Source organism: Mesorhizobium sp. M1396, assembly GCF_040317725.1.
Lineage (GTDB): Bacteria > Pseudomonadota > Alphaproteobacteria > Rhizobiales > Rhizobiaceae > Mesorhizobium.
In genome coordinates, this window is sequence record NZ_JAMYLA010000021.1 from 50497 (window position 1) to 70693 (window position 20197).

The 20197-nt window shown below is 61.8% G+C and carries 20 protein-coding genes and 4 pseudogenes; 13 read left to right on the forward strand and 11 right to left on the reverse strand.

The features are described 5' to 3' along the window. Positions 1-175 precede the first annotated feature (175 nt). Positions 176-544, forward strand: a pseudogene (locus NKH02_RS15945) (LysR family transcriptional regulator); the annotation flags it as partial. A gap of 76 nt (positions 545-620) precedes the next feature. Beyond that, entirely contained in the window at positions 621-1031 is a 411-nt protein-coding gene (locus NKH02_RS15950) for a LysR substrate-binding domain-containing protein (RefSeq protein ID WP_352879952.1), read from the forward strand. Here NKH02_RS15950 and NKH02_RS15955 read toward each other — a convergent pair. From NKH02_RS15955 to NKH02_RS15965, 3 genes are all read right to left on the reverse strand, one after another. Then, entirely contained in the window at positions 1021-2865 is a 1845-nt protein-coding gene (locus NKH02_RS15955) for an aminopeptidase P family protein (protein WP_352879954.1), read from the reverse strand. The genes NKH02_RS15950 and NKH02_RS15955 overlap by 11 nt on opposite strands. Before the next feature lie 132 nt (positions 2866-2997). After that, positions 2998-3870 (reverse strand): 50S ribosomal protein L11 methyltransferase, encoded by an 873-nt coding sequence (locus tag NKH02_RS15960; RefSeq protein WP_352879955.1) that lies wholly within the window; start codon positions 3868-3870, stop codon positions 2998-3000. 89 nt (positions 3871-3959) lie between these two features. Continuing rightward, a complete protein-coding gene (locus NKH02_RS15965; protein ID WP_352865294.1) occupies positions 3960-4538 on the reverse strand; it encodes an SCO family protein in 579 nt (192 codons plus the stop codon). Between the two features lie 221 nt (positions 4539-4759). On the opposite strand from NKH02_RS15965, the gene NKH02_RS15970 reads away from it, so the two are divergent. The 3 genes from NKH02_RS15970 to NKH02_RS15980 all read left to right on the forward strand — a co-directional run bounded on the left by NKH02_RS15970 (position 4760) and on the right by NKH02_RS15980 (position 6700). Then, positions 4760-5278 (forward strand): CreA family protein, encoded by a 519-nt coding sequence (locus tag NKH02_RS15970; RefSeq protein ID WP_352879957.1) that lies wholly within the window; start codon positions 4760-4762, stop codon positions 5276-5278. Between the two features lie 85 nt (positions 5279-5363). After that, positions 5364-6005: a transferase hexapeptide repeat family protein gene (locus NKH02_RS15975; protein ID WP_352879959.1), complete on the forward strand. Its 642-nt coding sequence runs from the start codon at positions 5364-5366 to the stop codon at positions 6003-6005. Between the two features lie 269 nt (positions 6006-6274). Continuing rightward, positions 6275-6700, forward strand: coding sequence for a low affinity iron permease family protein (locus tag NKH02_RS15980; RefSeq protein ID WP_352865287.1), 426 nt, complete (start codon positions 6275-6277; stop codon positions 6698-6700). Positions 6701-6703: 3 nt separating this feature from the next. Here NKH02_RS15980 and NKH02_RS15985 read toward each other — a convergent pair whose 3' ends face one another. Continuing rightward, positions 6704-7570, reverse strand: a complete 867-nt coding sequence (locus NKH02_RS15985) for an SDR family NAD(P)-dependent oxidoreductase (protein WP_352879960.1) — start codon at positions 7568-7570, stop codon at positions 6704-6706. Between the two features lie 180 nt (positions 7571-7750). Here NKH02_RS15985 and NKH02_RS15990 point away from each other — a divergent pair, with 180 nt between their 5' ends. Further along, entirely contained in the window at positions 7751-8032 is a 282-nt protein-coding gene (locus NKH02_RS15990) for a hypothetical protein (RefSeq protein ID WP_352633593.1), read from the forward strand. A gap of 226 nt (positions 8033-8258) precedes the next feature. On the opposite strand, the gene NKH02_RS15995 is transcribed toward NKH02_RS15990, so the two are convergent. Further along, positions 8259-8531 (reverse strand): SgcJ/EcaC family oxidoreductase, encoded by a 273-nt coding sequence (locus NKH02_RS15995; RefSeq protein ID WP_352879962.1) that lies wholly within the window; start codon positions 8529-8531, stop codon positions 8259-8261. A gap of 94 nt (positions 8532-8625) precedes the next feature. Continuing rightward, a complete protein-coding gene (locus NKH02_RS16000; RefSeq protein WP_352879964.1) occupies positions 8626-9201 on the reverse strand; it encodes a TMEM175 family protein in 576 nt (191 codons plus the stop codon). Positions 9202-9393: 192 nt separating this feature from the next. On the opposite strand from NKH02_RS16000, the gene NKH02_RS16005 reads away from it, so the two are divergent. Continuing rightward, positions 9394-10602 (forward strand): MFS transporter, encoded by a 1209-nt coding sequence (locus NKH02_RS16005; RefSeq protein ID WP_352879966.1) that lies wholly within the window; start codon positions 9394-9396, stop codon positions 10600-10602. A 19-nt stretch (positions 10603-10621) separates the two neighbouring features. Here NKH02_RS16005 and NKH02_RS16010 read toward each other — a convergent pair whose 3' ends face one another. Together NKH02_RS16010 and NKH02_RS16015 are read right to left on the reverse strand one after the other, a co-directional pair. Then, complete coding sequence (locus NKH02_RS16010; protein ID WP_352879968.1) at positions 10622-10858, reverse strand: hypothetical protein; 237 nt, start codon at positions 10856-10858, stop codon at positions 10622-10624. Between the two features lies 1 nt (position 10859). Beyond that, a pseudogene (locus tag NKH02_RS16015) lies at positions 10860-11075 on the reverse strand (MATE family efflux transporter); the annotation flags it as partial. A gap of 170 nt (positions 11076-11245) precedes the next feature. Between NKH02_RS16015 and NKH02_RS16020 the strand changes: the two are divergent. Continuing rightward, a complete protein-coding gene (locus tag NKH02_RS16020; RefSeq protein ID WP_352879971.1) occupies positions 11246-12034 on the forward strand; it encodes a L,D-transpeptidase in 789 nt (262 codons plus the stop codon). Positions 12035-12090: 56 nt separating this feature from the next. On the opposite strand, the pseudogene NKH02_RS16025 reads toward NKH02_RS16020, so the two are convergent. Beyond that, positions 12091-13565, reverse strand: a pseudogene (locus NKH02_RS16025) (esterase-like activity of phytase family protein). Positions 13566-13725: 160 nt separating this feature from the next. Between NKH02_RS16025 and NKH02_RS16030 the strand changes: the two are divergent. Both NKH02_RS16030 and NKH02_RS16035 read left to right on the forward strand, forming a co-directional pair. Beyond that, a pseudogene (locus NKH02_RS16030) lies at positions 13726-14240 on the forward strand (trimethylamine methyltransferase family protein); the annotation flags it as partial. Between the two features lie 135 nt (positions 14241-14375). Continuing rightward, complete coding sequence (locus NKH02_RS16035) at positions 14376-14690, forward strand: ferritin family protein (protein WP_352879972.1); 315 nt, start codon at positions 14376-14378, stop codon at positions 14688-14690. Positions 14691-14704: 14 nt separating this feature from the next. Here NKH02_RS16035 and NKH02_RS16040 read toward each other — a convergent pair whose 3' ends face one another. Beyond that, complete coding sequence (locus NKH02_RS16040; protein ID WP_352879974.1) at positions 14705-16207, reverse strand: ATP-binding protein; 1503 nt, start codon at positions 16205-16207, stop codon at positions 14705-14707. Positions 16208-16642: 435 nt separating this feature from the next. Here NKH02_RS16040 and NKH02_RS16045 point away from each other — a divergent pair, with 435 nt between their 5' ends. Next, entirely contained in the window at positions 16643-16852 is a 210-nt protein-coding gene (locus NKH02_RS16045) for a hypothetical protein (protein WP_352879976.1), read from the forward strand. 160 nt (positions 16853-17012) lie between these two features. On the opposite strand, the gene NKH02_RS16050 is transcribed toward NKH02_RS16045, so the two are convergent. Further along, entirely contained in the window at positions 17013-18038 is a 1026-nt protein-coding gene (locus tag NKH02_RS16050) for a LacI family DNA-binding transcriptional regulator (RefSeq protein WP_352879978.1), read from the reverse strand. 196 nt (positions 18039-18234) lie between these two features. On the opposite strand from NKH02_RS16050, the gene NKH02_RS16055 reads away from it, so the two are divergent. Both NKH02_RS16055 and NKH02_RS16060 read left to right on the forward strand, forming a co-directional pair. Beyond that, positions 18235-19266 (forward strand): Gfo/Idh/MocA family protein, encoded by a 1032-nt coding sequence (locus NKH02_RS16055; RefSeq protein ID WP_352879979.1) that lies wholly within the window; start codon positions 18235-18237, stop codon positions 19264-19266. Further along, complete coding sequence (locus tag NKH02_RS16060; protein WP_352879981.1) at positions 19263-20171, forward strand: sugar phosphate isomerase/epimerase family protein; 909 nt, start codon at positions 19263-19265, stop codon at positions 20169-20171. Before NKH02_RS16055 ends, NKH02_RS16060 begins: the two co-directional genes overlap by 4 nt. Positions 20172-20197 lie beyond the last annotated feature (26 nt).

Genomic DNA, 20197 nt, shown 5'->3' on the forward strand with positions numbered 1-20197 from the left:
TCGGCCAGCGGCCGGCAGGTTCAGGTGACATTTCCATCTCCCGTGTTTGACCGCCCGAATCGGCGTCAATAACAGGCGGTTTACGCGCCGTTGATCATCAGATAAAATGAATTATTAAGATCATTTTATTCTCCGGGAGAGATGGATGGATTTGACCGACCTTCGCATCTTTCGCATGGTGGTGCGCGAGGGCGGTATCACCAAGGCGGCGGAAAAGCTGTTTCGCGTGCAGTCCAACGTGACCACTCGCATCCGGCAGCTTGAAGAGGATCTGGGCGTGCGGCTCTTTATCCGCGAAGGCAAGCGGCTGCAGGTTTCGGCCGCCGGCCAAAGGTTGATTGTCTACGCGGACCGGTTGCTGGCGCTTGCCGAGGAAGCGCGAACGGCGGTCCTCGATCCGCGCCCACGCGGTAAGCTGCGGCTTGGCGCTATGGAGAGCACCGCCGCGGCTCGGCTTCCTGGCCTGCTCGCCGAGTACCACGCTCGCTATCCCGAGGTGGAGATCCAACTGCGCACCGGCAACCCGCAGGTTCTCGCGGCCGCCATGCTCGCCGGCGAACTCGACGCCGCGCTCGCGGCCGAGCCGATCGCAGACGAAGCAGGCTGCATTTCGCGAGGAGTTGGTCATTGTCTCGGCGGCATCGCGCGGTTCGATCGAGGACCGCAGCGACATGCCCAAAACCATGATAGCCTTCGAGCATGGCTGTCCACATCGCAGGCGGCTGGAAGAATGGTATGCGCGCCGAGGCTTCATGGCCGAGCAAATCGTCGAGCTTGGTTCATATCATGCGATGCTCGGTTGCGTGGCGGCCGGCATGGGCATAGCGCTGATGCCAAAAAGCGTGCTCAAGGGCTTCCCTGAAAGTGGCAGGCTGCAGGAGCATGAACTGCCTTCGGACGAGGACAGTGCCCTGACGGTATTGTTTTGGCGCAAGGGAGCAGGCTCTCCCAATGTCCAGGCTTTGCGGGAGCTGCTTGTGGAGCAAGGCTCCCCAATACCGAGCAAGGTTGCCGCCGCGACTATTGCTTGAGATCGTGCGGCAATGGCGCGGTGGCCTTTCCTAGCCAGGCCAGCGTTTCGCCGTCGAGCATCGGCCCAATCTCGGCCAGCACGCGGGCATGGTATGTGTCGAGCCAGTGCAGTTCGTCACGCGTCAGGAGATCGGTGCGCACCAGGCGGGTGTCGATCGGCGCCAGCGTCAATGTCTCGAAGCCGTGCATGGCGATGTCGCCGCCCTCGATCTCCTCCGCTGGCGTCACCAGGATGAGGTTCTCGATGCGGATGCCGTAGGCGCCTTCCTTGTAGTAGCCGGGCTCGTTGGACAGCATCATGCCTTCCAACAGCTTTTCGGTGCCGGTGCGGGCAATGCGCTGCGGCCCTTCATGCACCGCCAGATACGAGCCGACGCCATGGCCGGTGCCGTGGGCGAAGTCGCAGCCGTGCTTCCATAGCGCCATGCGGGCGACCGCATCGATTTCCGAACCACGCGTGCCGGCGGGAAAGCGCAGCGTCGAAATGCCGATCATGCCTTTCAGCACCAGCGTGAAGCGCTCGCGCATCTCCTCGGTCGGCTGGCCGATCGGCACGGTGCGCGTGATGTCGGTGGTGCCGTCCTGATACTGCGCGCCGGAATCGAGCAGGAACAGTTCGCCGGCCTGCAGCTTGCGGCTGGTGGCGCGCGACACGCGGTAATGCATGATGGCGCCGTTCGGGCCGGCGCCGGAAATGGTGTCGAAGGAGACGTCGCGCAGCGGCATCTGCGTTTCCTCGCCTGTCCGCCGGCGCGACTCCTCCAGCCTGGTGACGACAGATATCTCATCGAGCGAGCCGGGTTCTTGCCGCTCCAGCCAGCACAAGAGCTTCGCCACGGCGGCGCCATCACGCCGATGCGCGGCGCGCGAGCCGTTGATCTCGGCCTGGTTTTTTGTCGCGCGCGGAATGCGGGCGGGGTCGACTGCTGCAATCACGGTGCCGCCATTGGCCTCGATCAGCATGCGCAGCTTGTCGGCCGCCAGCACCGGGTCGAGCGCGACTTTCGCCCCGCTCTTGGCAAGCGCCACGATCGCCGCTTCGAATTCGCCGGGCTCATGCGGCTGGGCGAGCTGGGTGAGGTAGGCCGCGACCTGGCGCGAGAATTTGCGCCTGTCCATGAAAATCTGGTGCGACCCGTCGGCGGCGAGAATGGCGAAGCCGAGCGCCAGCGGCGTGTGCGGCACGTCGCCGCCACGGATGTTGAAGGCCCAGGCGATGGAGGAGGGGTCGGTGAGCACCGCATGGGTGGCGCCGTCCTTGCCGATCGCGGCCGCCAGCCGCGCCAGCTTGTCCTTGGCGAGCTCGCCGGCAAAGCCGATCGGGTGAAGCTCGACAGGCGCCACCGGCGCGTCGGGCTGATCGTTCCAGATGATGTCGATCGGATTCCTGTCCAGCGGCACCAGCACCGCGCCCGACTTGTCGGCAGAGGCCTGCAGCGCCTTGACTTCGCTGATCGTGTGCAGCCATGGGTCAAAGCCGAGCCGCGCGCCCTTGCCGATGTTGTCCTTGAGCCAGACGGCGGGCGGGTTGTCGACCAGGCTTTCGATCGAAAAGACGTCGAGATCGACCTCGCCCCGCACCTGCAGCGTGTAGCGCCCGTCGACAAAGACGAAGGCGCGGTCGCGCAGGACGATGGCGACGCCGGCCGAACCGCTGAAGCCGGTCAGCCATTTCAGCCGCGCCGAACGGTCCGCGACATATTCACCCTGATGCTCGTCGGCGCGAGGCACGATGAAGCCATCCAGTCCGTTGGCAGCCAGCCATTGGCGCAGCAGCGCCACGCGCGGTTTGCCGACGGCCGGTTCGCCCGCGGAATCGAAGGTCTGGAACATGGTGGCCTCCTGCAGTCAGCACAACCGTAGCGTACGGTCGCGGAAACCGGAATCGATTTCCGGCAACGGCAAATTGCTACGGCATCAATTGACTGACAACCGCCGGGCCTTGGTCCAAGCTCGTTCTCGGCTTCAATGTTTGAGGTGGATCGTCACCCAGCCTTCGCGGCGCAAGGTTCTGACATGGCGGAAGTTCTGGCCGACATAGGCCGAGACGACGGCGTCGCGCTGCCGCTCGAGGATGCCTGACAGCACGATCGATCCGCCGAGGGCGATGTGATCGGCCATTTGCGGCGCCAGCCGCATGAGCGGCCGTGCCAGTATGTTGGCGACGATCAGATCGAAAGGCGCGCGCTTGCCGAAGATCGGGTGGTGAAAGCCCGGCGCGGTCACTGTTTCCACCAACGCCTTGACGTGGTTGAGCCGCGCATTGGCGGCGGCCACCCGCACCGCCACCGGGTCGATATCGGTTGCCAGCACTGGAATATGCGCCAGCCTGGCGACGGCAATGGCCAGCACGGCGCTACCCGTGCCGAGGTCGAGCGCGTTGCGCGGGCGTTCGCGCCGCACCACCTTTTCCAGCATTTCCAGGCAGCCGGCCGTGGTGCCGTGATGGCCGGTGCCGAAGGCGAGGCCGGCCTCTATCTCGATGGCGAGTTCGCCGCTGTGGCGCTTTCTGCGGTCATGCGCGCCGTGGACGAAGAAACGGCCGGCGCGCACCGGCTTCAGCCCTTCCAGCGAGCGCGCCACCCAGTCGATGTCGGGCAGGCTCTCGCGCTCGATCGGCTTCGACAGGGAAAGCCCTGCAAGGATGTCCTTCAAGCGGGTCTCGACCGCATCGACGTCGTCATCGGCGTAGAGCGACACTTCGTGGATGTCCTTGTCCTCGTCGACCTCCAGCAGGGCGATCGGCAGGCCTTCATCCTCGAAAGCCGCTTCGAGCGCCGCGAAAATGCTGACGGACTCGGTCTTTCCGGTGGTGAAATAGAGGCGCGTCTGGGTCATGAAATGTGTTTCTTTTTGAGCATGATCTCAGGACAAACGGGGTCTCCGTTTGTCCGAGAAAACCGGGTCCCGCTTTTCGGGATCAAGCTCTAGCTTTTCGCCGCCAGCCGCTTCAGTTTGGCGACGGCCGTTTCCGAACTTTCGCCATAGGCGATGGTCCCGGCAAAGTCACCCTTGGCGTTGAGCAGCAGCACCGAGGCGGTGTGATCCATCGTGTAGTCGCCGTCGCCGGTGTCGACCTTCTTCCAGTAGATGCCGAACGACTTGGCCATCGCATGGACCTTGTCCGGATCGCCTGTGATGCCGGTGATCCGGTCGGAGAAATTGCTGACATAGGCGTTCATGACATCGGGCGTGTCGCGCTCCGGATCGACCGAGACGAAATAGGCGTGCAGGTTCTTGCCGTCGTCGCCGAGCGTCTTCAGCCAGCCGGCCAGCTCGAACAGCGTGGTCGGGCAGACCTCGGGGCAATGGGTGAAGCCGAAGAAGACGACGCTGGGCTGGCCCCTGAAGGCAGCCTCGGTGATCGGCGCGCCCTTCTGGTCGACCAGCGTAAAGGCGGCGCCGAAAGGTTCGCCGCCATAGTGGCCGCGGTACCAGTCGAAGGTCAGCCAGCCGATGCCGGCCGCCATCAGGACGAGAATGCCGACCAGAATAGAACGCATCATCAGTAAGGTCCGTCTTGCAATTTCTTCGGCGTGCCGGCCAAGGCCACAGGCAAGCCTTTGGTTCGGCGAACAGTCTTAGCGGTTTGACCGGGTACACGCAAAGGTGCCGCGTTGACGCAACCGGCCATGGCGGATGCGGCGGTTTCATCCGGTGCCGCCGCTTGCAATGCCGTGCTCTTCGCCCCACCTGAGACCGGCAACTCGAACCGCAGGAGGCTAGTTTGCGACGACTGACTGGGCGACGACTGATTGGGCGAAAACTGATCGGCGGCGCGTTGGCCGCGTGCGTTGTCCTTGGCGCTGGTGCCGCCGTAGCCGAGGAAGTCGGCAAGGTCGGCGTCGACTGGCTCGGCAACGACATCATCGTCGAGGCGATCAAGGATCCGAAGGTGGAGGGCGTCACCTGCCACGTCTCCTATTTCGATCGCGGCATCATCGACCGCCTGCACAAGGGCAACTGGTTCGAGGACCCTTCCGATTCCTCGATCTCGTGCCGCCAGACCGGTCCGATCAGCATCGGCGACATCGACATGAGCGAGGGCGGCGAGGAAGTGTTCAAGCAAGGCATCAGCCTGATCTGGAAGAAGCAGGTGGTGAACCGCATCTACGACAAGGCCAACGAGACGCTGATCTATCTCTCGCATTCGCGCCAGGTGCAGAACGGCTCGGCCAAAATGTCGGTCACCACCGTGCCGCTCTACGGCCAGAACGTGGTGTGGAGCAACGGCAAGCCGAAATAGGCGGGTCGAACTCCTTCGCGGAACCGGTATGACGGACGATTGGTCCCGCTTGCGGGACCAATCGCTCTGACGTAAAGCCGCCGGCATGGACCGTTCCGAAGATCTCGTCCCGAAGGACTCCGAGCCCCGCATCCATCCGACCGCGGAACTGAAGGCGTGCAAGCTCGGCCGCTATGCCTCGATCGGTGAGCGGGCGGTGCTGCGCGAGGTCACTGTCGGCGACTTCTCCTATTTCGAACGCCACTGCGAAGCGATCTACACGACGATCGGGAAATTCTGCTCGATCGCCGCCAACAGCCGCATCAATGCACTGGAACATCCCATCGAGCGGCTGACCCAGCATAAGGTCAGCTACCGGCCGAACGAGTATTTTCGCTGGCTGGGCGTCGACGCCGAATTCCGCGCGCGGCGGCAGGCGAAAGCCGTGACCATCGGCCACGATGTCTGGATCGGCCACGGCGCGGTGATCATGCCCGGGATCACCATCGGCAATGGCGCGGTGGTCGGCGCCAATGCGGTGGTGACACAGGACGTGCCGTCCTACACGATTGTCGCAGGCGTGCCCGCCAGACCCCTCAGACCACGCTTCCCGGCCACTGTCGCGGCACGCATCGAGCGTCTCGCCTGGTGGGACTGGCCGGTCGAAAAGCTCGCCAGAGCGGTTCCCGACATGCAGGCAATGCCGATCGAAGCCTTCCTCGATCGCTGGGAAAACGACGTCAGCTGACCTGAAGCGGGCTGCGTTTCCGGACTGAAACCCCTTCCGCCATGCGGGGGTGGCGCAGCGGAAGGGGCTGGAGGTAAACCGCCGTGAAGCGGAAGGAACAGGCACTCTTGCCTGCACGGTTACTGTGACATTAAACCCATAAAGCGTGTTTTCGCTCTATTCTCCCTATGCGTGTATTCAATTGTAGCTGACGTATTTGTTTGCGCCGGGAACCTGGAGCGGTCGCCGGTTGTTTCTCATCGCGCCGCGGCATTGAGGAATTTGGATAGATGGAAAAGCTTTTCACCAAGATAGCCAACTGGGTCGCCCATGTAACCGGCCTGCCGCTGACATTTGCCGTCTGCTGCCTGATCGTCGTCGTCTGGGCAGTGACAGGTCCGTTCTTCGGCTTTTCGGATACCTGGCAACTGGTGATCAATACCGGCACAACCATCATCACCTTCCTGATGGTGTTTCTCATCCAGAACACCCAGAACCGCGACGGCGCGGCGATCCAGGCCAAGCTCGACGAACTGATCCGGGTCGGCAAGGGCCAAAACCACTTCATCGGCATCGAACACCTGACCGAATCCGAAGTCGAGGAGATCCGCGAAAAATGCGAGCGTGCGGCGAAGCGGCATGACGAGAATATCGCCGCCATGGCCGCCAAGAAGGCCGTGGCGCAGAAGCGCGGGCCGAAAAAGCACGCGGCCTGAAGATCAGCCTTTCATGAACGCCGCGAAAGGCTCCTTGTAGTCCGGATGCCAGCGCGACAAAGCAGGGCGGTTTTCGATGATGTCGCCGATCGCCCAGGCCATGCGCTTTTCATCCAACGGCCGCGCCGCCTCATTGTCCGGGCACAAGATGTAGAAATCGCCCCTGGTCAGGGATTCCAGCATGAAATCAACGACCTGTCCGCCGGTCCAGGCGCCGGCCGGTTTTTCCGTCGCGCCTTCGGTCAGGCCGGTAAAGGTGAAGCCTGGGATCAGCAGATGGGCTGCGACATGGGCGCCGGCTTCGTTGCGTAATGCATGCGCCAGGCCTTCGGTGTAGGTCTTCACCCCGGCCTTGGAGACGTTATAGGCGAGGTTGCCGGGCGGCGTGGTGATGCCTTGCTTGGAGCCGGTGTTGACGATCAGGCCCGGCCTGGCCGAGGCAAGCATGCGCGGTGCGAAGGCCTCGACGCCATGCACGATGCCCCAGAAATTGATGTCCAGCAGCCGTTTCCAGGCATCGCGGTTTTCCCAGGGCTTTCCGGGATTGTCGCCGACGCCGGCATTGTTCATCAGCAGCGACACATCGCCGAAGGCGCCGAACGCCCTTTCGGCGAGGCGGTCCACCTCATCCGCCTTCGAAACGTCGGCGGCAACGGCAAGCACGGCATCGTCGCCGGCAATCGCGGCGACGGCGCGCGAGGCGTCGTCAAGGCGCGCGCCGCCAATGTCGGCCAGCACGATCTTCATGCCCATCAACGCAAGCCGCTTGGCGGCCGCAAGACCGATGCCGCTGGCGGCGCCGGTGATGACGGCGGCGTTGCCCCGGCCAAGCGCGGGCAGGACGGTCTGGATCTCGGCGTCGGTGGTCATGGGCGATGGTTCCTTCTTGCGATGGCGCCGAACTTAGCGCCCGAACGGGCTTGCGCAAGCCTCTGCTCACCTTGTCGGGTTGACCAGTCCGGTAGAGGCTGCGCATGTTGCCCCTGGCAAAAGGAGACTTTTGCCGGGGCAAAGGGAGACTTTTGCCGGGGCAAAATGGAGATTTCCTGATTGACGGACTGGGTCGCAATTCTGAAGGAACAGACCGCCATCGGCGATCAGATGGGTCGCGAGGTGCCGCAGATGCTGGCCAACCCCGACATCAGCGAAGCGCAGGTGAAGACGCTGTTTTCCGCTTTGGAGAAGCAAGCAGAGTTCGTCGAAAAGCTGCGCATGGCGCTGGAAAAGTTTGGCCATGATTTCTCGATCATCAAGGCGGCGGAACGGCTGGAGGAGCGCTATGCCGACCTTGCCGCGTCGGTGGCGGAAAAACTGAAAGCGATGCGAAAGTAGGGTAGTGTCTCAGTCCAGGCGCGCCGCTCCGGCGTCATGGCGGCGCGCTTCTTGCCTTTGGCTAGGTTGGCATGAGTTAGCTTTTCGAGCCGGCTGGGGGCGCCAGGAACAATATCAGTGTTCTGAGCCACCTTGATACGCCATCCCGACGGCCCTTCTTGGGCAATCAGAAGCAATATGCCTTTCCTGAGCCCTGCCGGGGACCCGTCCGGGGCAGATGCTCCCGTTAGGGTCCAAGTGTAATGAACGGAAGCAAGCCCCGGAGCCAATTCCACGACGACGAGACATCGCCTTCCAATCGGCTATCCCGAAACATGGTGTCATGGGTGGCTCGGTGCGCTGCTTCGATTTCGGATCGGTTCTTCCACCAAACACCTACGACGTTGACGAAATTAGCATCAGGAGCGAACAGAGATGCAAACTCATCCATATCATGCCGGTTCCAAGCGTTCGCAAAAGCGGTAGCGACATGCTCAGGCTTGCTAGTCGTCATGTCCATGACCAACGTCTCCTAGATACTTTCCGCTAAGTCGGAGGCCGGATGCGACAGCGGCAAGGTCAATTTTCAAACCGAGACACTACCGCAATAGCGGCTATTTTTCGAGCACTCGCGCAAAACGCGTATCCGGCACGAGCCATACCGTTGCGACCAGCACATACAGCCCGACGCCGATCCACTGGCTGACGAAGGTCAGCGCGACGGCTGCGATGTAGATAGCCAGCGAGATCTTTCCCTTGCGATCGTTGCCCAGTGCCTTGGCAAAGGCGGTGTCCTTGCCGTGCAGGCGATGCAACGCGGCGGCCAGTATCGCATAGGCGATGGCGCATAGTGCGAGGTCGGCGCCATAGACGGCGACCGGCACTGGCGCAAAGTGGTTCTCGCCCATGAAGGCTGTCGTCACCGGCATCAGCGACAGCCAGAACAGCAGATTGAGGTTCGCCCACAGCACGCGGCCGTCGACGCGCTGCACGGTGTGGAACATGTTGTGCAGGTTGTTCCAGTAGATGCCGACATTGATGAAGGACAGCACGTAGCTGAAGAAGACCGGCCACAATGGCACCAAGGCGGAGACATCCTCGCCATGCGGTACTTTCAGCTCAAGCACCATGATGGTGATGATGATGGCCACGACGCCATCGGTGAACGCCTCGACCCTGCCTTTGCCCATAAATCCTCCCTTCTGCCGGCACAGGTTACGGTACGAAATCCAAAGACGCCATCTCTCGATTTGATCGCTCAACAACGAGCTTGTTGCTCCGGCAACGCCCACCGTGCCGTCAGGAGGCCTGCCTGCCGGCCGGAACGTCGCGGATGAACGTGCGTTAAGTCGCGATCCCCGAAACCGGTAATGAGGTTGGCCATGGCCATTCGCGATTTGGCGCGTACGCCCAACGAAACTCGCGGCGATGCTCTTTCAATCACGGCCGTCGCCGCGATGATCGCGGTGCTGTTTGCCGGCAGCACCGTGCTGACGCCGCTCTACATCATCTACAAGCAGCAATTCGGCTTTTCACAAATCACGCTGACGCTGGTCTACGCGGTGTATGTCGTCGGTAATCTGGCGGCACTGCTGATGCTGGGCGGCATCTCGGACGTTGTCGGGCGCCGGCCCGCGAGCCTGGCGGCCATGCTTGTCGCCATCGTCAGCGCGCTTGTCTTCCTGTTTGCCGGAGACGTCGTGTCGCTCGATGTCGCCCGCATTCTGAGCGGGCTCGGCATCGGCATTGGCGCGGGGACGGGAACCGCATGGATTGCCGAGCTTCTTCCCGGTGCGGACAAGTCGCGCGCCAGCGTCATCGCCACCAGCACCAATTTCCTCGGCCTCGGTTTTGGCGCCTTGATCTCAGGACTTCTGGCCGAGTACGAGCCCTGGCCGTTGCGGCTGGTCTTCATCGTCTACCTGGCGGCACTCGCGGTGGTGACGATCCTGGTCTGGCGCACCCGTGAAACGGTGGCGAAGCCACGTGGCCTCAAATATGTTTCCATCCGGCCGCAACTCTCCGTGCCGGAGGATATCCGCGCGCGTTTCGTCGCGCCGGCGGTCACCGGCTTCGGCGCGATGGCGCTGGTCGGCTTTTATGCCGCCGTGGCGCCGAGCATCCTTGCGCAGCAGCTGCATGAGGCCAACCACGCCGTCGCCGGCGCGCTGTTCTTCGAACTGGCGATCGTCACCGCGCTCAGCATCGTGGTTCTGATGCACATGAAGAGCAACAAAGCCATGCTGGCCGCGCTGGCATTGATGATCCCAAGCGTTTTGTTGGTGGTGGCGGCGCAAATGATGGCTTCGCTGGCGTTGATGATCGCGGCGACAGCCTGCTGCGGCGTGGTGGCGGCGCTCGGCTACCGTGGTGGCCTGCAGGTGGTGAACGAGATCGCGCCGCGGGATCGCCGCGCGGAGGTGGTGTCCAGCTTCTTCATCTGCTGCTTTGTCGGCAATGCCTTGCCCGTCATCGGCATCGGCATCGTTTCGACCTATGCCAATTCTATCGCCGCAAGCCTGGCCTTTGCGGGCATGATTATCATATTTGCGGTGGTGGCGCTGGCCTTCGGGCTGAAACACAGGCGTTGAGACGAGGCGCCGCTCGGGCTCAGCCGCTCGGCATTTCGGGCGCCATGTTGGCGCGCTGGCGCGGCACGCCAAGCCCGGTATCCGGTGGTTCGCCGGCGGCCGGCCTGTTCTCGATCATGTGCAAGGTCCGCCAGCCGCCGAAGCGGTAGTAGGCCGCTGCCAGAACCAGCGACGTGATGGAGCCGGCCGGAAAACTCCACCATAGCGCCTCCTCACCGAGCACGCCTCGCATGAAATAGGCAAAGCCGGTGCGCACGACCAGCACCGAGGAACAGGACGAGGTTGGCGTTGGAGGTGGCGGTCAGCGCCGATTCGCCGAGGAAACGGCCGACCCAGACCGCGTTGATCGACCCGTTGAGCGACTGCAGCACGTTGGAGCCGAGCACCGGCAGTGCGAACAGCAGAAGCGTGCGCGGAATCGGCCCGCTGGTCAGGTCGCCGGTGCGGCGGCGCGAGGGCATTTTTTCGTCCATGGCTGGCAACTCGGCGAAGGTTTGTCTCAAGTCCGGTCCACGATGATCGCCGATTCCACGGGACAGGTCTGCCTTGATCTAATCATGTTCTCAAAACTTCAGGAATGGGATATTGATTCTTGATGCGTGGGGCCGCATTCCTACTAGATCTTGGATAGACCGGGGGGTTCATGTCCGATATTCCGCTGTTTTCCGAGCGCCTGAGCCGGCGCGCGTTTCTCGGTGCATCCGCCTTGGGCGCGGCCTCCATGGCTCTTTCGGCGTGCACCACGACGGACGTTGCGCCGCCGCCGGTGGCGGCACCGCCAAGCGATCCGGCTTTCGGCGATGCCGCAAGCATGTATGCGGCGCGCACCGACGAGGGCTATCAATTGCCGGCAATCCCGGTGGCCAAGCTCGATCCGAAATTCGTGCGCCAGATCGTATCCGACCCGACCGGAGAGAAACCCGGCACGATCGTCGTCGATACGTCCGAGCACTTCCTCTATCTGGTGGGCGATGGCGGCAAGGCTATCCGCTACGGCGTCAGCCTCGGCAAGGCCGGTTTCGGATGGACCGGCAGCGCGGTGGTTCAGGCGAGGAAGAAATGGCCGGTCTGGACACCGCCGCCGGAAATGATCCAGCGCCGGCCGGAACTGGCGAAATACAAGGACGGCATGCCGCCCGGCCCGCAGAGCCCGCTCGGCGCCCGCGCGCTGTATCTCTTCCGCGACGGCAAGGACACGATGTACCGGCTGCACGGCACGCCGGAGTGGGATTCCATCGGCAAGAACGCATCGTCGGGCTGTGTGCGCTTCATGAACCAGGACATCATCGACCTCTACAGCCGGGTCAACGGCGTCGCGCCGGTCTTCGTGCGCCCCAATCTGTCGGCCGCCGGCAAGATCACCGCCGTGTCGAACAGGACTGCCGAGCCGATCGATGCCGGCGTGCCAAGGGATGCGGAGATGCTGAACTAAGCCTTCACGATCTGCTCAGGCGGACGCGCTCGGCGCGCCCGCCTAAGCAGTGGTCGTTACTTCTTGGCCAGGCCCGGCAGCGTGACCTGATAGACCAGGAACATGGTGTCGACATCGGCGCCGTCGTCGGCCTTGTGGGCGCGCCGACCTGGAAGCCATCCTGGGTAAGGAAGTCGTTGTCGTTGGCGACGAACAGGAAATAGTCGTCGGGCAGCTTCGGATCGAGCACGCTGACCACCGACATCGCCTCCCACTTCTCCGAAAGGTTGTTCCTGTCATTCGGCGCGCCGTTGTGCAGGCCGAAGCGGCCGAGCTCGGCACTGTCGTTGATGTCGATGAACGGCGTCAGCTTGGCCGGCGTCACCGATGGGTCGAGCACGCCCTTGGGCGCCAGCGGCTTGCCGGCGGCATCGAACGCGCCGCCGGCGATGTCGGTCGCGGCCGAGACGTCGACGACGAAGATCTGGCGCACCAGCGAGGTGTCGCCCTTCACGCCCTGGCCGTTGCCGCTGTCACGCGCCAGCATCAGGAACGTCTGATCCGACAATGCCACGATCTCGCTTTGCGCGGCGATCTTGGTCTTGCCCTTGGCATCCCTGAACACCGGCAGCGGCACGACATACTCGTGCGCCAGCTTGAGATGGGCGAAGTCGGATGCGTCATAGACCAGCGCCCTGGTGTTCTGGCGCGTCGCGGGCGAATCGCCGCCATCCTGCCTGGGTGCCGACTGCAGCACGGCGATCAGGAACTTGCCGTCGGGCGTCATCGCCATGCCTTCGAGGCCCTGGTTGTTCTGGCGGCCGCTATCGGGATTCTTCGGATCGGGCTCGGCGGCACCCGGCCCCGGATTGTCGGAGGCGAAGTTCGGCGCGCCGCGGCGCATCGGCACCAGCGCCGCCGGCGGCTGGGTCGCCGACAGCAGATGTCCGTCGGCGGAGAAGCGGTAGATGTTGGAGCCGTATTCGTCGGAGATGAACATGGTGCCGTCGGGCAGGCGCGCGATCGCCTCGTTGTCGAGCGCCAGCTTGCCGTTGGCTTCGGGCAGGATCGGCATGTCGCCGCTTGCCGCGCGCACGCCGTTGAGCGGATCGAGGCCGGTGGCATCGGCGCCCTTGTCGTCGGTGAGAAGCATGGTCTCGGCAAGCGTTGCCTTGACGCCCGCCTGCTCCTGGCCGGCGGCGGGTGCGGCACCTGGTTTGACCGGGGCAAACTCGATGCCGATCGTGTTGAGGCGCGGCCGGTAGTCGGTGGTGCCGACGACATTGTAGCCTCGGTCCGGAAGCAGCCAGAGCGAACCCTTGTAGCCGCTCGCGTCATGCGTCCAGCCCGCGATGTCGATCGACATGCCTGAGCCCGAACCGAACGTCTCACCGAACTTGTCGCGCAGAGCGGCCGGGATGCGGCCGACGCCGACCAGTCCCTTGTTGACGAGGCCGCCGATCGTCGCGGTGCTGTCGGCGAGCGCCGGCGTCAAGGCGGTGAACAAGGCCAGCGCGATGCCGAGCGACGCGGTTCGGTACAGGTGTTTCATGGATAGTCCTCTTTGTGACAGATGTGCCGGAGCGGCCGCGGGACGAAAAGCTGAAGAGGTGCGACAACGATGATGCCGCTAGCACCTCCCGAAGCGCGGTCTACGGCGCGAACATGATGCTTGCGTGACAGCGCATGATGCATGCCAGGTTCGTGTTCGCGCGCGCGGCACACCGCAAATCGAGGACGGCTTCGAGATGCTGCAGCTGGCGCGCGGCTTGTCGCAGGACGAGTTTCTGGCGCGCGCGCATTGCTACACCGTCATCAACACCAACTCGCCGCGCCAGCTCGACATTCCGATGGCGCAAGGCATCATCGATTTTGCACGTGCGGGCCAAGTCTCGGTGATCACGCCGTTCTGCCTGGCGGGCGCGCCATGGCGCCGATTACAGTTGCCGGCGCGCTGACGCTGCAGCATGCCGAAGCGCTGGCGGGGCTGGCGCTGGCGCAGCTCGTGCGGCCCGGTGCGCCGGTCGTCTACGGCTCTTTCTCCTCCAATGTCGACACTGGTCGAATTTCGGCAACTGGACGCAAAGCGGGTCAAAGACGGCGAGCGAGCGCGCCACCGGCGCTGGCCGACTTCGAGCCGCCGGCTTCCGCTGCCGCTACATCAGGCGCCCTCGACGAGTTCATCGCGCGGCGAACGGCGGAGGGCGGAGCGGCGCCGGTGTCGTGAGACAGCGCCGCTACGGGCGTTTGATTTCTTGCTCCTGCCGAATTGCGGCCACGCCGCGGAACCAGCGGCGTCCCAAGACATTCAGGGTTACGGCCGGTGCCTTGTCGCATTTGCCAGCCATTGTGGGAGGACGACATGGGATTCGACCAGTATCACGAACCGCCCGAAGAATTGACGCAGGAGGTGCGGACCTTTGCCCGCATGATCACCTCGCTGATCGAGGAGGCGGAAGCGATCAGCTGGTACGAACAGCGCATGTCGGTGGAAAAAGACGCGCAAGCGCGGGCCATCATGAAGAACGCGCAAGGCGAGGAGTTCAAGCATTTCGGCATGGATCTCGAATTCCTGCTGCGCCAGAAGGAGGACTGGCGGGCAGAACTGAAGGAAATCCTGTTCACCACCGGTGACATCGTCAAGGCCGGCGAGAAGGGCGAGAAGAAGGTGGATTGAGGTCTGCGACCGACCTACTTAAATATTGGGAGCTTCCTAAGCTCTTTATAGGTAATCTTCCCGCCTTTCTTTGCAAATAGATCAACGCTCTGTGCGGCTCGCACGCCGGTGTAGAAACCGTAGTCGAGTATAAGACCCATAAATTTACGACCGGCATCTCCAACCGTTATGCCTTCCGTTATGACATGGAGAATTCTTAAATTTACCAAATTCAAAAACTTGTTAAAATTCATATTCTCTGTCGTATTCTCAATTAAGAATGCATTCTTCCTTTGTTTTGATACGCAAAAATCGCGAATTTCCTCCAAGAGTGCCTTTAGCTGATCAGCCTCTTGTGATGCATCCGCGTCGAGGTCTCTCAGTTTTGAACTTATTGTTTCCGACGCGGCCACATTCACGTTGGAGACGGACACTTTCTTGCGCCCCTCAACGGAGGCCTTTGTCATCGCCTGAGCAAAGAGGTTAATGGCATCTCGTGGCACCCCGGCTGCAACCCAAGTGAGGCGAGGCAGTACGTCGGCGCTGGTGCAGAGACTCCTGACCGACTTCAAGCCGGCATATCTCGAATGCGAGTCAAGAATCGCTTGGATGTGCGCCGTTGCTCTGTCCGGAGACGTCAGATTATAGTCCAAACGAATATATTGCGCGTCTTGCGGTATTTCTAAACCAATCTTACTTGATTGATCGTAGGTTTGAGTAAGAGTCTCAATCGCCGAAATCTTCAAGAATACCCTGTTGCCGCGCGCGCAGGCGTAAATAAAATCCAAAACAATCGGCTGAAGGTCCTTCGATAGTACATGAAAATCATCAAGAAAAAGAAAAAGATTGCTGCCTGCTCGTGCAAAGCGGCTTATTTCTCTTCGAATTGTAGGGAGTAGTTTTCGTATCTCGACCTCAGTTATGTTTGGTGACCGAAGCGCGGTTATCATCGGATTGTATTCAAGCGATGGGTTTAGTTCGCTGAATATCTGGTCAAAAATTTCGCGGAATATATCTGCGGCGACTTGGGGATCGTCGCGCCGCGAGTATACCTGCATATCAATCCAGACGCATGATTGGTCGTCTTGCTTGCGGTCGTTCAATGCGTAGAGGAGCAGCGTAGATTTCCCGGCTCCGCGTCGTCCAAGCACGACGTGATTGGCATTGGATACGATCTGAGATTCGGCCCCAGATACAGAGCGAGTGTATCGACTCATAAAGTCATACTCAAAACTGAAACGATTTATATTCTGGCTCTCGGCTAGTGTCTTGAGGAGTAACCGAGCCTCCGGGCCTTCTAGAGAGTCTTCGCTCGCCTTTTGCTTTATAGTTGCTATTATCTCTTCCTGGTCAATATTGTGTAGTGCGGTGCGGGATGCCTCTAAAATCTCAAAATGTCGATTTGTTGGGTGGGGTATATATATTACCAAGACATGTTGCTTCGATGTCTTCTGAAATTCGTGTTTTACACCAATCAGTCCTGATTTTTTTTCAAATTCATGAAGTAAAGTCTTTAGGGAATCGAGATTGTTATTCATATCCTACCCCGCAGGGGAAAACCCTTTCCCGCAAAATATGTTTTTGTCTCTTTCAATAAATCTTGGACAACCCGTGCTGCTTCTGCAGTGGAAATGACAAGATCTGCCGCCCTCGACACATGATCATAATCACACGTATTTCTATCGCTGCGCAAAACACTCAATTTGTTGCCAAAAGTTGCGGCGTTTGGGAAGTCCGCCGGTAGTTCTCCCACCTTTTTGTGGTCGGAGCTATCCGTTGAATGAGCGCCTGTTGAGTAGTAGCGCGTCGCTTTCGTGCACGAGTAGCCTGCATAATAAAGTCGTGAGACTTTCTGTCTCCATTGGTGTGATTTAGCGTGCTGGATGAGTTTGTGACTGGAATGTGAGGCATTGTTGCCAAGATTCGAATTCTAGAGGACTATACTCGCGATGCACCGCTTTTAAAGTAGAACGATGCCGCCGATCGATTTCATTACCATAGGTAATCCGAGAAGAATAAAGACCATCCTAACGGGTGTTGTCGACCAAATTGCCTTGGACGCAATTGAGGAAGAAATAAAAAGAAACACCCAGCAGCTATTTGATTTAGCGCTATATCACTATCGATTTGCAACGCCGCGCTTTTGCTCGGCCGAAGTCAATGGTTGGCTCATTGCCCTTTGACGTTGGGCAGCGAAATAGCCCAAGTCAGTCTCGCCATAGTCCATGCGTTCAACCTGGTAGCCGGGCGTGAGCATAGGGACGGCAGGTCATCTCGGTGCAATTCTGTTGCCCGCGCCGCGAGTCGATGGCCGTAACCAATCTGGTTCGGCCTCGCCCACGATCAATCGCTATCCCGTGCGACCAGTTCCAGCGGCCAGACTTCGCGCATGATCCGTGGACCTTCCGGGCCGGCGAAGGCCGGGATCGAGGCCAGCAGCATTTCGGCGAGCCGCTGTCCCATCGGCTCCAGCGCCGGGCGGAAGGCGGTCAGCGCCGGCGAGAAGTAGCGGCAGAGCGGTGTGTCGACAATGACGGTCACCGCCATGTCGTGACCCGGCCTGATGCCCATCTCGGCCAGAGCCTTGCAGCCGCCAAGCGCCATCGCGTCATTGTTGAAGATGATGGCGGTCGGCGGATCTTTCGAGCGCATCACCCGCGGTGTCACCTCGTAGCCACCGGCCTCGTTGATGAAGCCGGACGCGATCAGTTCGGGGTCGACCTCGATGCCGTGCCGCCGCAAGGCCTTGCGGTAGCCGGCCAGGAACAGATAGCCGAAGTTGAGATCGAGCGACGGGCGGATGGCGGCGATGCGGCGATGGCCGCGCGCCACGAGGCGGTCCACCGCATCGGCTCCGGCCTTTTCGAAATCGAGGTCGAGGGAAGGGTAGGACTTGGCCCCGGAACGGCTGCGGCCAAGCGTGGCGAACGGGAAACCGACCTGGGTGAGGTAGTCGATGCGCTCGTCCTCGCGCCGCGTCCAGGCCAGCAGCACTGCGTCGGCGCGGCGCGTTTCGACGACGCGGCGCAGGCGCTCCTGCTGGTAGTCGCCCGGCGCGCCCATCACCACGATCAGGTCGAGACCGCTTTCGGCGAGCCTGGCCTGCAGCCCGATAAGGAACGGAATGAAGAACGGTTCGCCATATTGCTGGTCGCCCGGATGCGGCTGCAGCATGAAGGCGATCGAATGGGTGGCGCCTTGCCTGAGACTGCGGCCGGACTGGTTCGGCGAATAGTTGAGCGTCCTGGCCGCCTCCAGCACACGCTTACGCGTGTCGGCATTGACGTCGGCGCGGCCATTCAGCGCGCGCGACACCGTGCCGATCGAAATGTTCAGGTGACGGGCAAGGTCGTGAATGCTGGACGCCAAATGACTGTTCTCCCCCTTGCTTGGCTAGCACCGGTAGCCGCTCAGGCCAAGGCGGCAAGGACGATTTTTGAGAGCGGCCAATTGACATTCTACGCCTTCGGGTGTGTTCTCGTAAACGTTTACGGAAAAACGTTTACGGTCTTGCCGTGAATGCCGTGACGATCGGTCTGGAGGGACCGAGAGGGAGGAGTGCTGGATGATCGATGTCGTCCTGGTCGGCTGCGGAGCGATGAGCAAAGCCTGGCTCGATGCCGTGCGGCAGATCGACGGGCTGGCCATTGTCGGCCTTGTCGACCTCGACGCCGACAGGGCGCGGGCGAGGGCGCGTGAATACGACCTCACCAATGTCGTCATCGGCACCAGTCTCGACGCCGTGCTCGACCAGACCAAACCGCAGGCGGTGTTCGATGTGGTGGTTCCCGCCGCCAGGCGCGAAGTCGCGCTCTCCGCTTTTGCCCATCATTGCCATCTGCTGACGGAAAAACCGCTCGCCGACAGTCCTGAGAATGCGCGGGCCGTCGTCGAGGCGGCTCGCCAGGCCGGACGCATCCATGCCGTCGTTCAGAACCGCCGCTATGTCGCCAATGTCAGGCGCATCCGGAGATTTCTGGACTCCGGCGCCATCGGTGCGCCGACCAGCATCCATGCCGACTTCTTCGTCGCGCCGCATTTCGGCGGCTTTCGCGAGGAGATGGCCCATGTGCTGCTGCTCGACATGGCGATCCACACGTTCGACGCCGCCCGCTACATGGTCGATGGCGAGCCGGCCGGGGTCTATTGCCAGGAATGGGAGCCGGCCAATTCCTGGTACCGGCAGGGATCGTCGGCCAGCGCCGTCTTCGATCTCGGTGGCGGCAAGGTCTTCACCTATGCCGGCTCCTGGTGTGCCGACGGCTTCCGCACCAGTTGGGAAGGCAGCTGGCGCATCGTCGCCGAGCGCGGCAGCCTCATTTGGGACGGCAACGATGCGTTGAAGGCGGAGGTGGTGGCGTCGGGCCGCGATGGCCTGATCGACAAGACCCAGCCGATCGAAGTGCCGCTGCTCGATCCGGCCGACCGCATCGGTGGCCATCTCGGCATCATCAGGGATTTTATGCATGCCATCGAGACCGGCACAGAGCCGGAGACGCGTGGCGCCGACAACATCAGGAGCCTGGCCATGGTTTTCGGCGCCATCGAGAGCGCCGAAACCGGACGCCGCGTGTCAATCGCAGAGGACGCACAATGATGCCAAACCCGCTTCTCGACATCCGGATCGGCACCATGGTGCGGGCCAACCTCGACGATCCGGCGGCCTACATCAAGGCGATCCTGCCGCTCGGATTCGAGAGCATCCAGCCCTTCTTCTGGCAGACGCTGGGCGGCAAGGACCTGCCGCGGCTCGCCGGCCAGATCCGCGAGGCGATCGGCGATGCCGATGTCACGGTGTCCTCGCTTGGCGTGTTCGGCAATCCGCTGGAGAGCGGCGATGTCGATCGCGGCGTGCTGCAGGCCTGGGAAACGGTGATCGACAATGCGCATCTGTTCGGCGCGTCGATGGTCAGCGGCTTCACCGGGCGCCTGCGCGGCAAGAAGCTGACCGACAGCCTGCCGCGCTTCAAGGAGGTCTGGGGCCCGCTGGCCAAACGCGCCGCCGACAAGGGCGTGCGCATCGCCTTCGAGAATTGCGCGATGGATGGCAACTGGGCCAGCGGTGACTGGAACATCGCCCACAATCCGGACGCCTGGGAGCTGATGTTCAACGAAGTGCCCGACGACAATCTCGGGCTGGAATGGGAGCCCTGCCACCAGCTTGTCTATCTGATCGATCCGATGCCGCAGATCCGCAAATGGGCGCCGCGCATCTTCCACGTCCACGGCAAGGACGCGACGGTACGCTGGGACGTCATCCGCGAGCATGGCGTGTTCGGCAGGCTGCCTTTCGTGCAGATGCGCACGCCTGGCTTCGGCGACAGCGACTGGACGCGGGTGATCAGCGAATTGCGGCTGGCCGGGTACAAGGGCGCCATCGACATCGAAGGCTGGCATGACCCGGTCTATCGCGACGATCTCGAGATCACAGGGCAGGTGCGGGCGCTGGAATATCTGAAGCAATGCCGGGGAGGCGCCAGCTACCTGCCGAACCCAGCGTGAGAGCAGGCCGGAGAGGAGCCGGCAAG